The following is a 14,116-nucleotide window of genomic DNA, read 5'->3' as shown; positions in this document are numbered from 1 at the left end:
GCCGTCGGCGGTGGCGCGGGTGGTGCCCGGTGACGCGGCTTGGTGGGGTGCGCGGCGTGTCGGGCCGCCGGATAGGGTCGTGGGTATGACGCACCAGGTGCACGCCTTCGAGCCGCCTGAGCGGTTCGTCGCCGGGACCGTCGGGCCGCCGGGGGAGCGTACGTTCTTCCTCCAGGCCCGTGGCGGCGGCCGGGTGGTCAGCGTCGCGCTGGAGAAGGTCCAGGTCTCGTTGCTCGCCGAGAAGCTGGAGGAACTGCTCACCGAGGCGCAGCGCCGCTTCGGCGTCGACCTGCCCGAGGCTCCCGCCGCACTGGGCGACAACGAGCCGTTGGAGACGCCGGTCGACGAGGAGTTCCGGGTCGGCACCCTGGGGTTGGCCTTCGACGCGGACACCGCGACCGTGGTCATCGAGGCGATCGCCGTCGGCGAGGCGGAGAGCGAGTTGGAGCTGGGGGAGTCGGAGGAGGACGAGGCCGACGACGTCGAGCCGGACGAGGACCTCGACCGGCTCCGGGTCCGGCTGACGCCGGAGGCGACCCGCGAGTTCATCGAGCGGGCGCGGCGGGTGGTCAACGCCGGCCGTCCCCCGTGTCCGCTGTGCGGCCAGCCGCTCGACCCGGCCGGCCACCTCTGCCCCCGGAACAACGGCTACCACCGGTGACCTCGTCCGGCCTGGCACCTCGGCAGGACGGTGGCGCGGCGTTGCGGCTGCTGCGCGACGGTGACCTGAGCATCGAGGGCCGGCTGGTCGACGCCTCCAACACCACCCTGCGGGGTGTCCTCACCCTGGGCGGCGAGACCGCCCGCTGCGTCTACAAGCCGGTACGCGGTGAGCGCCCGCTGTGGGACTTCCCGGACGGCACGCTGGCCGGCCGGGAGGTGGCTGCCTACCTGGTCTCCGCCGCCAGCGGCTGGGACCTGGTGCCGCCCACGGTGCTGCGGGACGGCCCGTTCGGCCCGGGCTCCTGCCAACTGTGGATCGACGAGCCGGACGACGCCGAGCCGCTCGTCGGGTTCGTGCCGGCCGACGCCGTACCGCCCCGCTGGTTCCCGGTGGCGGCGGCCCGCGACGACGACGGCACGGCGTACGCGCTGGCCCACGCCGACGACCCGCGACTGGCCCGACTCGCGGTGCTCGACGCGGTGATCAACAATGCCGACCGCAAGGGCGGCCATGTGCTGGTCGGTCCGGACGACCGGCTGTACGGCGTCGACCACGGCGTCAGCTTCCACGTGGAGGAGAAGCTGCGGACGGTGCTGTGGGGTTGGGCCGGCCGACAGTTGCCGCCCGACGCCGTCGAGACGTTGGACCGGCTCGCCGTCCAGGTCGCCGGTCCGCTCGGCGACGACCTCGCCGACCACCTCACCATCGGTGAGATCACCGAACTGGCCGCTCGGATCGGTCGGCTCCGCGAGGAGTGCCGTTTCCCGCAGCCGTCCCACGACTGGCCGGCCGTGCCGTGGCCGCCGGTGTGACCATGTCGGCTTGATCACTGGAGAGCCCGGCGTGACGCCTACGGTCGGCTGGCTAGGCTGGCGGTCATGGAGTCTTGGGTGGGGCACGAGGTGCCGCGGCTGCCGGGCAGGGGTGGGCCGCTGAGGTTGTACGACTCGGCGCGGCAGGGTGTGCACCCGACCGAGGGACCGACCTCCATGTACGTCTGCGGTATCACCCCGTACGACGCCACCCACCTGGGACACGCCGCCACCATGATCACCTTTGATCTGGTGCAGCGGATGTGGCGCGACGCGGGCCACGAGGTGCGGTACGTGCAGAACGTCACCGACATCGACGACCCCCTGCTGGAGCGCGCCGAACGCGACGGCGAGGACTGGAAGGTCCTGGCGATGCGGGAGACAGCGCTGTTCCGGGAGGACATGGAGGCGCTGCGGATCATCCCGCCGGCACACTACGTCGGCGCCGTGGAGTCGATCCCGGACATCGCCGAGAAGGTGTTGCTGCTGCTCAAGGACGGCGCCGCGTACCGCATCGAGGACGGCACCGGCGACGTCTACTTCGACGTCTCCACCGCACCGCGCTTCGGCTACGAGTCGAACCTGTCCCGGGACGAGATGCTGGAGATCTTCCCCGAGCGCGGCGGCGACCCGGACCGGGCCGGCAAGCGCGACCCGCTGGACCCGTTGCTGTGGCGCGGCGCCCGCGAGGGCGAACCCTCCTGGCCGGGCGGCGACCTCGGCCCCGGCCGCCCCGGCTGGCACATCGAGTGCACCGTCATCGCGCTGAACCTGCTCGGCGCCACCATCGGTGTCCAGGGCGGCGGCAACGACCTGGTCTTCCCGCACCACGAGTGCTCCGCCGCGCACGCCGAACGGCTGACCGGCACGCTGCCCTTCGCCGAGCACTACGTGCACGCCGGCATGATCGGCCTGGACGGCGAGAAGATGTCCAAGTCCCGCGGCAACCTCGTCTTCGTCTCCCGGCTGCGCGCCGACCGGATCGACCCGATGGCCGTCCGGCTGGCCCTGCTCACCGGCCACTACCGCGCCGACCGCTCCTGGACCGACGACCTGCTGACCACCGCAGAGGAGCGCCTGGCCCGCTGGCGCCGGGCCGCCGTCGCGCCAGCCGGGCCGTCCGGCGAGACCTTCCTCTCGGGCGTACGCGACCGCCTCACCGACGACCTCGACTCCCCGGGTGCCGTACGGCTGGCCGACGAGTGGGCCGACCGCACGCTGGCCGGTGACGTCGAGGATCCGTCCGCTCCGGCCCTCTTCGCCACCACCCTGGACGCCCTCCTCGGCATCCGCCTCTGACCCCCACGCCGCGCTGTGCCTGCGCCTGCGCCTGCGTCGATCATGGAGTGGTGGCAGTCGTTTCGCTGGTTTATGAGCCGATATGACCCTGCCGTAAGTCCATGATCGGCGACACGTGGGCCCCGCCAGTGACGCGTGGCCCGGAGCGCGGACCGGGGAGCGGGGTCAGCCGAGGACCAGGCCGGGGTCGGGGTCGGGGGTGCTGGTGGGGGCGGGGATCGGGTACTCCTCGGTCAGCGTGGTGACCGGGCCGGGCCAGGTGGCCTGGGCGACCTCGATCGGTTTGCGCCGCTCGTCGTACGCCACGTGCAGCAGGTGCAGCACCGGGGTGTCCGGCCGGATCTGGAGGGTCTCCGCCTCCTCGCGGCTGGGCTGGCGTGCGGTGATCGTGTCGGTGGCGGTCGCGTACCGGCGTCCGGTGGCCTCCTCGGCCTCCTGGTAGAGCGGGCGGCCGAAGGCCTCGGCGCGTTCCAGTGTGGTGCCGGCGGTGTCGGTGGGCAGGAACCAGGAGGCGCCCACCTCGACCGGTGAGTCCTCGGTGCGGACCAGGTGGCGGCGGCAGAGCAGTTCGGTGCCGTCGGGTACGCCGAACGCGTCGGCGACCTCGGGCGGTGCGGGGGAGCGGCCGACGGCGACGAGTTGCTGCCGGTACCGGGCGGCCAGGTCGGTGTGGTAGCCCCGGAAGCCGCCGTAGCGGCCTCGGGAGAGCCGGTTGAGTCGCCGTCGGGTGCCGCGTACGTACGTGCCGGAGCCGGGCTTGGTGATCAGGATGCCTTCGACGCGGAGCTGGTCGACGGCGCGTTGCACGGTCTGCTTGGCCACGCCGAACATCTCGGCGATCGCCGGGATCGACGGCAGACGCTCACCCGGACCCCAGTCGCCCCGGCGGATCTGCGTCTTGAGCTGCGCGGCGATCTGCCGGTGCGGGAACTCCGCGGCACCCGGGTTGATCTGCATCCCCGACCTCCTCAGCTAGGTTCCTAGGATGCCCTACGCGGTGCGTGCCGCGCCACCCTGAAACGAGCACCCGACGGACACGCCCAGCGAGACAGGAACGCCCCGGACACGTGGACCGTGTCCGGGGCGTCGCGAAGAAACGGGGAAGGGCTACCAGGATCCGGCGGTCGGGCCGGCGGACCCGCCCCGGCGGCGCAGGTACTTCTCGAACTCCTGCGCGATCTCGTCCCCGGTCAACGGGGTGATGCCCGCGTCGCCGACGCGTTCCTCCAGCTCACGGACGTACTCGCCGAGTTCGGCGTCCTGCTCGGCGGCGCTGCGCACGCGCTGCTCCCACTCGGCGGCCTCCTCGGCCAGGTCGGCCATCGGCACCGGCAGGTCGAGGACCTCCTCGACCCGGTGCAGCAGGGCGAGCGTGGCCTTGGGGCAGGGCGGGTTGTTGGCGTAGTGCGGCACGTGCACCCAGAACGAGACCGCGTCCACCTCCGCGCGGGTGCAGGCGTCGTGGAGCACGCCGACGATGCCGGTCGGTCCGTCGTACCGGGTGGGGGTGAGCTGGTAGCGGCGGGCGGCGTCGGCGTCGGAGGCGCTGCCGCTGATCGGCAGTGGCCGGGTGTACGGCACGTCGGCCAGCAGCGCGCCGAGCAGGACCACCCGTTCGACCTCCAGGCTGTGGCAGATCTCCAGCACCTGCTCGCAGAAGGTGCGCCAGCGCATGCTCGGCTCGATGCCCCGGATCAGCACCACGTCGCGTTCGGTGCCGGACGGGCTGGCCACCGTGAACCGCGTGGTCGGCCACTCCACCCGTCGGGTGGCGCCCTCGGCCATCGTGATGGTGGGCCGGCTGACCTGGAAGTCGTAGAAGTCCTCCGGGTCCAGTTCGGTGATCGGCCGCGCCTCCCACACCTGTTCCAGATGTTCCACGGCGGCGGTCGAGGCGTCGGCGGCGTCGTTCCACCCCTCGAAGGCGGCGATGGCCACCGGGGATCGCAGCACCGGCAACCCGTCGAACTCGGTCACGCCGTCACCTCACCCTGCTCGTCGCCGACGGCCCCGGTCGGCCGCCCGCCGTGCGTGGTGGTGTCGCTGATGTCCCTCACATCAGTCAGCCTACGTGCCGCGCCCGTACCCGGCCCGTCGGCCGCGCCGGATCCGGCGCTGGCCACCACCGTCGGTGGCGACCGGATCGGCCACCGGTAGCTCGCATAGTGGTCGAATTCGGGCAGGTGATCCCGGCGACACATTGTGGGAACGAGCCGTACGTGGGGATGCGCGGCACCCGGGTCGCACTAACCTGAGAGCGTGCGGACTTCGTTGCTCGATGCGCTGACAGACCGGATCCTCGTCACCGACGGGGCGATGGGCACGATGCTGCAGGCCGCGGACCTGAGCCTCGACGACTTCGACGGTCTGGAGGGGTGCAACGAAATTCTCAACGTCACCCGTCCGGACGTGGTGCGCGGGGTGCACGAGGCGTACCTGGCCGCGGGCGCGGACTGTGTGGAGACGAACACCTTCGGTGCCAACCTGCCGAACCTCGCGGAGTACGACATCCCCGAGCGGATCTGGGAGCTGTCCGAGGTGGGGGCGCGGCTGGCCCGGGAGGCCGCCGACGCGTACTCGACGCCGGAACGGCCGCGCTGGGTGCTCGGCTCGATCGGCCCCGGGACCAAGCTGCCCACGCTCGGGCATGCCGCGTACGCCACGCTGCGCGACGCGTACCAGCAGAACGCCGGTGGTCTGATCGCCGGTGGCGCGGACGCGCTGATCATCGAGACCTGCCAGGACCTGCTCCAGGTCAAGGCAGCGGTGACCGGGTCGAAGCGGGCCATGGCCGAGGCGGGCGTCCAGGTGCCGATCATCTGTCACGTCGCGGTCGAGACCACCGGCACCATGCTGCTGGGCAGCGAGATCGGCGCGGCGCTGACCGCGATCGAGCCGCTCGGCGTGGACCTGATCGGGCTGAACTGCTCGACCGGCCCGGCCGAGATGGGCGAGCACCTGCGCTACCTGGCCCAGCACTCCCGCATCCCGGTGTCGGTGATGCCCAACGCCGGCCTGCCGGTGCTCACCGCCGACGGCGCGTACTTCCCGCTCGGCCCGGAGGACATGGCCGACGCCCTGGAGCGGTTCGTCGTCGAGTACGGCGTCGCGCTGGTCGGTGGCTGTTGCGGCACCACGCCGGAGCACATCCGGGTCCTCTCCGAGCGGATGCGCGAGCTGCGGCCGGTGGCCCGCGAGCCGCGGGCCGACGCCGGTGTCTCCTCGATCTACCACCATGTGCCGTTCGCGCAGGACGCCAGCGTGCTGATGGTGGGGGAGCGGACCAACGCCAACGGTTCCAAGGCGTTCCGGGACGCGATGCTCGCCGCCGACTGGCAGTCCTGCGTGGAGATCGCCCGTGCTCAGGCCCGGGACGGCTCGCACCTGCTGGACCTCTGCATCGACTACGTCGGCCGCGACGGCACCACCGACATGCGGGAGCTGGCCGGACGCTTCGCCACCGCCTCCACGCTGCCGATCATGCTGGACTCCACCGAGCCGGCGGTGATCGAGGCCGGGCTGGAGACGCTCGGCGGCCGGTGCGTGGTCAACTCGGTCAACTTCGAGGACGGCGACGGCCCGGACTCCCGCTACGCGCGGATCATGCCGGTGGTCGCCGAGCACGGCGCCGCCGTGGTCGCGCTGCTCATCGACGAGGAGGGCCAGGCCCGCACGGCGGAGTGGAAGGTACGCGTCGCCGAGCGGTTGATCGAGGACCTGACCGGCCGGTGGGGACTGCGCCGGGCCGACATCCTGATCGACGCGCTGACCTTCCCGATCGCCACCGGTCAGGAGGAGACCCGCCGCGACGGCATCGAGACCATCGAGGCGATTCGGGAGATCGCCCGCCGCTGGCCGGGCGTGAACTTCACGCTGGGCATCTCGAACGTCTCGTTCGGGCTCAACCCGGCGGCCCGGCAGGTGCTCAACTCGGTCTTCCTGCACGAGTGCGTGCAGGCCGGCCTCACCTCGGCGATCGTGCACGCCAGCAAGATCCTGCCGATGTCCAAGATTCCCGACGAGCAGCGCGAGATCGCCCTCGACCTGGTCTACGACCGCCGTCGCGAGGGCTACGACCCGGTGCAGCGGTTCATCGAGGTCTTCGAGGGCGTGGACGCCGCGTCGGCGCGCGCCACCCGGGCCGAGGAGTTGGCCGCGCTGCCGCTCAACGAGCGGCTCAAGCGGCGGATCATCGACGGCGAGCGCAACGGCCTGGAGGCCGACCTGGACGCGGCGATGGCCGCTGGCACCGCGCCGCTGCTCATCATCAACGACATCCTGCTGGACGGCATGAAGGTCGTCGGTGAGCTGTTCGGCTCCGGCCAGATGCAGCTGCCGTTCGTGCTCCAGTCCGCCGAGGTGATGAAGACCGCGGTGGCGTACCTCGAACCGCACATGGAGAAGAACGACGACGGTGGCAAGGGCCGCATCGTGCTCGCCACCGTCAAGGGCGACGTGCACGACATCGGCAAGAACCTGGTCGACATCATCCTCTCCAACAACGGCTACGAGGTGGTGAACATCGGCATCAAGCAGCCGATCTCCGCCATCCTCGACGCGGCCGAGCAGCACCGCGCCGACGCCATCGGCATGTCGGGCCTGCTGGTCAAGAGCACGGTCATCATGAAGGAGAACCTGGTCGAGATGGCCACGCGCGGGGTCGCGGAGCGCTGGCCGGTCCTGCTCGGCGGTGCGGCACTGACCCGGGCGTACGTCGAGGACGACCTGCGGTCGATGTTCCCCGGACAGGTGCACTACGCCCGCGACGCCTTCGAGGGACTCTCTCTGATGGACCGGGTGATGACCGCCAAGCGCGGCGGCGCTCCCGTGGTCGACGCCGAGCGGGAGGCGGCCCTCGCGGCCCGCCGGGCCCGTCGGGAACGGCAGCGCGCCGTCGTCTCCGAGTCGCTTCCGGAGCTGAGCGACACCTCGGTCCGCTCCGACGTGGCCGCCGACGTGCCGGTGCCGAGCGCACCGTTCTTCGGCACGCGGGTCGTCAAGGGCGTGCCGCTGGCCGACTACGCGGCGCTGCTGGACGAGCGGGCCACCTTCATGGGCCAGTGGGGCCTGCGCGGCGCACGCGGCGGCAAGGGTCCGTCCTACGAGGAACTGGTGGAGACCGAGGGCCGGCCCCGGCTGCGCTACTGGCTGGACCGCCTGATCGCCGACAAGGTGCTGGAGGCGGCCGTGGTGTACGGCTACTTCCCGGCGTACTCCGAGGGCAACGACCTGGTGGTGCTGGACGAGAACGGCCACGCCGAGCGGGCCAGGTTCACCTTCCCCCGGCAGCGCCAGGAACGGCGGCTCTGTCTGGCCGACTTCTTCCGTCCGCGCGGCGACGACCTGGACGTGGTCGCCCTGCAACTGGTCACCGTCGGTCATCCGGTCAGCGAGTACGCGGCCAAGCTCTTCGCCCGCAACGAGTATCGCGACTACCTGGAGGTGCACGGGCTGTCCGTGCAGCTCACCGAGGCGCTGGCCGAGTACTGGCACCAGCGGGTCCGGGCCGAGCTGACCCTGCCCGACGGCCGTACCCTCGCCGCCGACGACCCCACGGACCTCGCCGGTCTGCTCCGCACCGACTACCGGGGCTGCCGGTACGCGTTCGGCTATCCGGCCTGCCCCGACCTCGAGGACCGGGCGAAGATCGTGGAGCTGCTCGGCGCGGAGCGGATCGGCGTGGAGTTGTCCGAGGAGTTCCAGCTCATGCCGGAGCAGGCCACCGACGCCATCGTGGTGCACCACCCGGAGGCCAGCTACTTCAACGCCAAGTGACGCTGCCGCCGGTCACGCGGCTTCCTTCTGCAGTGCGGGGCCGAGGAGTAGTCCCCCGTCTATGACGTACTCGGCGCCGGTGATGAAGGTCGCGTGCGGCGAGGTGAGGAACAACAGCAGCGCGGTGATGTCGGCGGGCTGCCCGAGTCGCGGGACGGCGAACGGCTCGGGCGAGTAGAAGTCGGCGATCGGGGCGTCGGCGCCGGCCGCCGGCTCGGTGATGAACGGGGTGGCGATCACCCCGGGGTGGATGGTGTTGACGCGGATGTTGTCGCGGCCCAACTCGATGGCGGCGGTCTGAGTGAGCCCTCGAATCGCCCACTTGCTGGCGGCGTAGGGCGCATAGAAGGCAGTGCCGGTGAGGCCCATGGTGGAGGCGATGTTGATGATCGATCCTCCCCCCGCGCGCCGTAGCGCCGGGGCGGCTGCCTTGATGCCGAGGAAGGTGCCGGTGAGGTTGACGTCGAGGATGCGAGCCCAGGTAGCCACGTCGGTGGACTCGATGAGGGCCGGCGGGTTCTGTACCCCGGCGTTGTTGACCAGGATCGTGAGTGCGCCGAAGGCGTTCTCGCTTTCCGTGACGGCAGCGGCCCACGACTCCTCCTGGGACACGTCGAGGCGGACGGAACGCGCCCTGTCGCCCAACTCGGCGGCGAGGTCAGCCCCACGCTCGGCGTTCCTGGCACCGATGACGACGTTGGCGCCTTCGGCGTGCAGGGCCCGCACGTGGCTGGCCCCCTGCCCGCCGGTGCCGCCGGTCACGAGAACGGTCTGATCAGCGAAGAGGGACATCGGATCCTCCGAGTACGGACGAGAGACGACTACCCGAGACCGGGTGGTGAGTCGAGCGACTCACTACCCCGAAGTTACGCCCTGTCGGGTGGTGAGTCAACCCACTCACCTCGCTATGATGGTCGCATGACTCCAGCGCCGTCGGCCTATCACCAGCGCGTGGCGGAGGAGAAGCGCGCGCTCATCGTGCAGGCCGCCACCGAGCTCTTCCTTGAGTTGGGCTACGACCGGGCGTCCCTGGCGCGTGTCGCCGACAGCGCCGGCGTCTCGAAAGCGACGCTGTTCAAGCAGTTTCCGACGAAGGCGGCATTGTTCGATGCCATCGTCATCGACTCGTGGGCCGAGAGCGACGTCGCCGACGTGCCACCCGCCGGTGACCTGACGACCGGGCTGACGGCTCTCGGACGGCGCTACGCGACGCTGGTGAGCCAGCCGGAGATGACCGATCTGTTCCGCATCGTCATCGCCGAACTGCCACGCTTTCCCGAGTTGGCCAAGGCGCACTTCTCGCAGGGCAAACTGCCGTACTTCGAGTCCGTCCGGATCTACCTCCTGGCGGAGTGCGACGCGGGGACCGCGGACATCGCCGACCCGGAGATGGCCGCCACGCAGTTCCTCGGGATGATCTCCAACTACCTGTTCTGGCCGCGTCTTCTGCTTCCAGACTGGACGGTGACCCCGGCCCGCATGACGGCGGTGGTGGAAGAAGCCGTCCGCACCATCGTCGCCCGGTATGGCGCCGGTCACCGGGACCGCGAGACTGCGGTGCCGTAGCAGCCGGGCCGGAAGCCGGAGATCGCCCTGCACGCCGGGGTCAGGTGGTCGGCGGTCGTCAGGCGCACGCCGCCGCGAGAGCACTCGCGGGACGACCGGGACCGAGGGCCGCCCCCTCGGCGGCCGGAGAGCGGTCGAGGGGGCGGCCGGAGATCACCAGGGGATGGGGCCGTCGTCGTTGGAGAAGGTGCCGGTGGGGCCGCTGTCGGGCAGGGTGGCGAGCCGGATCGGGGTGGCGGCGGCCTCGTCGGCCGGGCGTCCGAGGCCGCCGGTGAAGTCGGTGGCGACCAGGCCGGGGCAGGCGGCGTTGACCAGGATGCCGGTGCCGGCGAGTTGTCGGGCGTAGTGCACGGTCACCGCGTTGAGGTACGACTTCGTCGGTGAGTAGGCGGCCATGATCGGGCCGACCTCGACGGTGGGATCGGTCTGCCAGGTGAGGGATCCGACGCTGCTGGAGACGTTGACGATGCGCGGGGCGGGGGAGCGGCGCAGCAGCGGCAGCATCGCATTGGTCACCCGGATGACGCCGTGGACGTTGGTGTCCACGACGGCGCGGACGACGTCCAGGTCGAGGGTGGTCGGGTCCTGCGCCCACCCCGGCCCGGTCGGTCCGGAGATGCCGGCGTTGTTGACCAGGACGTCCAGGCGTCCGCCCTGGCGATCGATACGGTGGGCGGCCTCGGTGACGCTGCGGTCGCTGGTGACGTCCAGGGGCACGGTGAACGCGTCCACCCCGGCGGCGTGCAGCGTCTTCACGGCCGCCTCGCCCCGGGCCTCGTCGCGGGCGCCGACCGCGATCCGGTAGCCGCGTACGCCCAGGCCGGCCGCGATCTGGTAGCCGAGTCCCTTGTTCGCGCCGGTGATCAGCGCGGTCTTCGTGTCGTTCATGACGCCGATGGTGGCGCGGCAGGCAGCGGTGTCCTTACACCGTTTCGGTCCGTGCTGATACCTCACCGGTATCGGCGCAGTACCGTCGGGAGGTGGACACGCTGGAGACCCGCGAGTTGCGGTACTTCGTGGCCGTCGCGGAGGAGCTGCACTTCACCCGCGCGGCGGAGCGCCTCGGCATGGCCCAGCCGCCGCTGTCGCGGGCGATCCGGCAGCTCGAACGGCGTCTCGGAGTGACACTGTTCGACCGTGACCGGCGCGGCGTCACGCTCACCGGCGCGGGTCGGGTGCTGCTGGACGAGGCCCGCACGATCCTCGACGCCACGTCGGCGGCCGCCCGCCGGACCCGTCGGGCGGCGACCGCCCCGGACCGACTGACTCTGGCCACCAAGGCCGGCACCAACCACGAGATGCTGCGCACACTTCTCACGGCGTACGCGGCGGAGCCCGGCGCGGCCGAGATCGAGGTGCTGTTGTGCGGGATGGGGGACCAGGCGCGGATGCTGCGGGACGGTCGCGCCGACGTGGCGTTGATGCAGCGGCCCTTCGACGACCTGGCCGGCTTCGACACCGAGGACCTGCTGACCGAGCAGCAGGTGGCGATCCTGCCGGCCGGGCATCCGCTCGCCGCGCGTACCTCGCTGAGCATGGCGGAGATCAGTGACCTGCCGGATCTGCCGGTGGCCCGGTGGCCGCGTCCGGACGGCAGCTACGAACCGGGCCCGGGGCCGGAGATCCACGACCAGTCGCAGGTGGCCCAGTTGATCGCCCTCGGGCACACCATGGCGGTCCTCTGTGCCTCGTCGCGGTCCTGGCTGTGGAGCGCGCACACCGCCGTACCGCTGACCGACGCCGCGTACGTATCGACCGTGCTCGCCTGGCCCGCGCACAGCCGCTCGCGGTCGGTGGCCGGGCTGGTCCGCACCGCGGCCGCGCTCTAGACCGGCGTCGGGTGCCGGGCGCACGGCCCGGCACCCGACGGTGGTCCTACGGGTAGGTGGTCAGGTACGCGACCTGGTTGGCGCTGTTGACCGTGTTCCCGGTGTTGTTGATCATCCGGTTGATGGTGCCGACGCCGCCGAGCGACACGGTCACCATGTTGGTGAAGCGCACGTTCGGGTTGTTCGGGACCTCGAAGGAGCGTTCGGCGACCACCGACGGGTCGACGTTGAAGTAGGCGTAGCTGCCCAGCCCCCACGCCTGGTGACCGGTCACCGAGTCGGCCACCTTGTACGCGGCGTAACCCCGGGTCGACCCGTTCATCCAGGCGGCCTGGTTCGGCGGGTCGTACGGCAGCTCGTTCTGGTAGAAGTACGTGCGCCCGCGGTCGCCGTTCCAGATCGTCTGGTACTTCTGGTAGTGCTCGACGAAGAGGCCGTACATGGTGACGTCGTCGCCGTTGACGACCAGCCCGGTGTCGGCGGTGTTGACGGTCCAGCCGACGCCGTCACCGTGGTCGGCGCGCCACAGCCACATGTGGTCGCCGATCACGTCGTCGCTGTTGACGACGAGGCTGGTGGTGGCGCGGCCGACGCCCGGTCCGCCGATGCGGAAGAAGACGTCGTGCAGCGAGGTGGGGTTGGCGGCGTGGTCGGCCGACGAGCCGGACGGGCCGACCTCCATCAGGACCGGTGAGGTGGTGGTGCCGGCCTCGAACATGATGCCGGCGACCTTGACGCCGTCCACGTCGGCGACCCGCATGCCGACGGTGCCGTTGTCGGTCTGGATGGTGGCCAGGCCGAGGCCGAGGACCACCGTGTTGGCCCGGTTGACCTGGATCGGTGCGGTGACCCGGTGCACGCCGGGGGTGAACAGCAGGTTCTTGCCCTGGGTGAGGGCGGCGTTGATGGTGGCCGCCGAGGTGCCGGGCCGGACGACGAAGAAGTCGGCCAGCGAGATCGACGAGCCGGCGGGGATCTTGTTGTACCAGGTGGTGCCGGTGGAGTTGGTGCGCAGCGCGGGCACGAAGACGCGGTACTCGCCGGTGCCGTCGACGTAGAGGAACGGCTTCTCCCGCACCACGGGGGTGGTGGGGACGACGGTGTGCGACGGGTTGGGGAAGCTCGGTGCGGGTGCGCCGGCCACGCCCTGGAAGACCATGTTCCACACCGAGCCGGTCCAGCCGTTGCCGAACTCGCTGTTGCGGGAGTACCACTGCTGTTGTGAGCCGGAGACGACCAGGCCGTCGATGCGGGTGTCGGCCATCAGGCCGCCGCTGGACCAGCCGTCGTGGCCGTTCCAGAGTTGGATCTGGTTCTGCGCGCCGCGCAGGTGCATCCGCCGGTACGGTGCGGCCTGCGACACCGCCCAGCGTTCCACCTGCACCCCGGTGGGCAGCGTCACCGACAGGTTCTCGGCGGCCCGCCAGAAGTTCTGGGTGGCGTTGCCGTTGAACCAGTTCGCCTCGACCCGCACGTGCCCGTTGAGGTTGACGTCGTCGGGTGACATGCCGAGTCCGGCGACCTGGGTGAAGAAGCCGAGGTTGACGTCGGCGGTGTAGGTGCCGGGCTTGAACAGCACGGCGTAGCGCTGCGGCCCGAACTGGTTGGTCTCCTGCTGGGTGAAGAGCGTGTTCAGCCGGCTCTGGATGGTCGCGGTGGGGGTGGACGGGTCGAAGACGAACGTGTTCGGGCCGAGGTTCGGGTTACGCGGGTCGGTCGGCTCGACCGGGTCACCGGTGCCGCCGCCGGTCTCGCCCCAGACCTGGAACTCCCACAGCGAGTAGCCGTATCCGGTGGCCCGCTGGGTGCCGTACATCCGCACGTAGCGGCCGGCGCCGCTGACGGCGACGGTCTGGGTGCCGCCGGTCGCGGTACCCGTGCTGTACACGGTGGTCCAGGCGGCGCCGTCGTCGGAGACCTGGATCTGGAAGGCACGGGCGTGCGCGGCCTCCCAGGCCAACGTGACCTGGGTGAGGGTGGCCCGGACGCCCAGGTCGACGCGGAGCCACTGCGGGTCGCCGAAGGCGCTGGACCAGCGGGTGCCGGAGTTGCCGTCGACGGCGGCCGAGGCGGGGTAGGCGCCACCCTCGGTGGAGGACGCGGTGGCCGGGCGGCCCTGGGACAGCAGGGTGGGCGCGGCCTGGGCGGGTGCCGCGCCGACGGTCGGGACG

Annotated in this window: 11 protein-coding genes; 6 read left to right on the top strand and 5 right to left on the bottom strand. The window is 71.3% G+C overall.

From position 1 onward, the window contains the following. The first annotated feature begins 85 nt into the window (after positions 1–85). From EYA84_RS13765 to mshC, 3 genes are all read left to right on the top strand, one after another. Positions 86–661: a DUF3090 domain-containing protein gene (locus EYA84_RS13765; RefSeq protein WP_131053436.1), complete on the top strand. Its 576-nt coding sequence runs from the start codon at positions 86–88 to the stop codon at positions 659–661. Beyond that, positions 658–1,476, top strand: coding sequence for an SCO1664 family protein (locus EYA84_RS13760; protein ID WP_131053435.1), 819 nt, complete (start codon positions 658–660; stop codon positions 1,474–1,476). Before EYA84_RS13765 ends, EYA84_RS13760 begins: the two co-directional genes overlap by 4 nt. Positions 1,477–1,542: 66 nt before the next feature. Beyond that, entirely contained in the window at positions 1,543–2,775 is a 1,233-nt protein-coding gene (gene mshC, locus EYA84_RS13755) for a cysteine--1-D-myo-inosityl 2-amino-2-deoxy-alpha-D-glucopyranoside ligase (protein WP_131053434.1), read from the top strand. Positions 2,776–2,940: 165 nt separating this feature from the next. Here the strand turns inward: mshC and EYA84_RS13750 are convergent, their stop codons facing one another. Continuing rightward, positions 2,941–3,732 (bottom strand): GntR family transcriptional regulator, encoded by a 792-nt coding sequence (locus EYA84_RS13750; RefSeq protein ID WP_131053433.1) that lies wholly within the window; start codon positions 3,730–3,732, stop codon positions 2,941–2,943. A gap of 150 nt (positions 3,733–3,882) precedes the next feature. Beyond that, positions 3,883–4,752: a PAC2 family protein gene (locus EYA84_RS13745; protein WP_117229830.1), complete on the bottom strand. Its 870-nt coding sequence runs from the start codon at positions 4,750–4,752 to the stop codon at positions 3,883–3,885. Positions 4,753–5,034: 282 nt separating this feature from the next. Here EYA84_RS13745 and metH point away from each other — a divergent pair, with 282 nt between their 5' ends. Further along, positions 5,035–8,550: a methionine synthase gene (metH, locus tag EYA84_RS13740; RefSeq protein WP_176094324.1), complete on the top strand. Its 3,516-nt coding sequence runs from the start codon at positions 5,035–5,037 to the stop codon at positions 8,548–8,550. Between the two features lie 12 nt (positions 8,551–8,562). On the opposite strand, the gene EYA84_RS13735 is transcribed toward metH, so the two are convergent. After that, positions 8,563–9,342, bottom strand: a complete 780-nt coding sequence (locus EYA84_RS13735; protein WP_131053432.1) for an SDR family NAD(P)-dependent oxidoreductase — start codon at positions 9,340–9,342, stop codon at positions 8,563–8,565. Between the two features lie 126 nt (positions 9,343–9,468). Between EYA84_RS13735 and EYA84_RS13730 the strand changes: the two genes are divergently transcribed. Further along, positions 9,469–10,116, top strand: a complete 648-nt coding sequence (locus EYA84_RS13730; protein ID WP_131053431.1) for a TetR/AcrR family transcriptional regulator — start codon at positions 9,469–9,471, stop codon at positions 10,114–10,116. 153 nt (positions 10,117–10,269) lie between these two features. Here the strand turns inward: EYA84_RS13730 and EYA84_RS13725 are convergent, their stop codons facing one another. Continuing rightward, positions 10,270–11,004 (bottom strand): SDR family oxidoreductase, encoded by a 735-nt coding sequence (locus EYA84_RS13725; protein ID WP_131053430.1) that lies wholly within the window; start codon positions 11,002–11,004, stop codon positions 10,270–10,272. Positions 11,005–11,105: 101 nt separating this feature from the next. Between EYA84_RS13725 and EYA84_RS13720 the strand changes: the two genes are divergently transcribed. Further along, entirely contained in the window at positions 11,106–11,945 is an 840-nt protein-coding gene (locus EYA84_RS13720; protein ID WP_201272383.1) for a LysR family transcriptional regulator, read from the top strand. Positions 11,946–11,991: 46 nt separating this feature from the next. Here EYA84_RS13720 and EYA84_RS13715 read toward each other — a convergent pair. Further along, the coding region (locus EYA84_RS13715) for a discoidin domain-containing protein (RefSeq protein WP_131053428.1) at positions 11,992–14,116 on the bottom strand (2,125 nt) is incomplete at its 5' end.

Origin of the sequence: Verrucosispora sp. SN26_14.1 (assembly GCF_004307965.1) — a bacterium.
Lineage (GTDB): Bacteria > Actinomycetota > Actinomycetes > Mycobacteriales > Micromonosporaceae > Micromonospora.
Note: the sequence above shows the minus strand (reverse complement) of the source record. Positions and strands in the feature narration are given on the sequence as shown.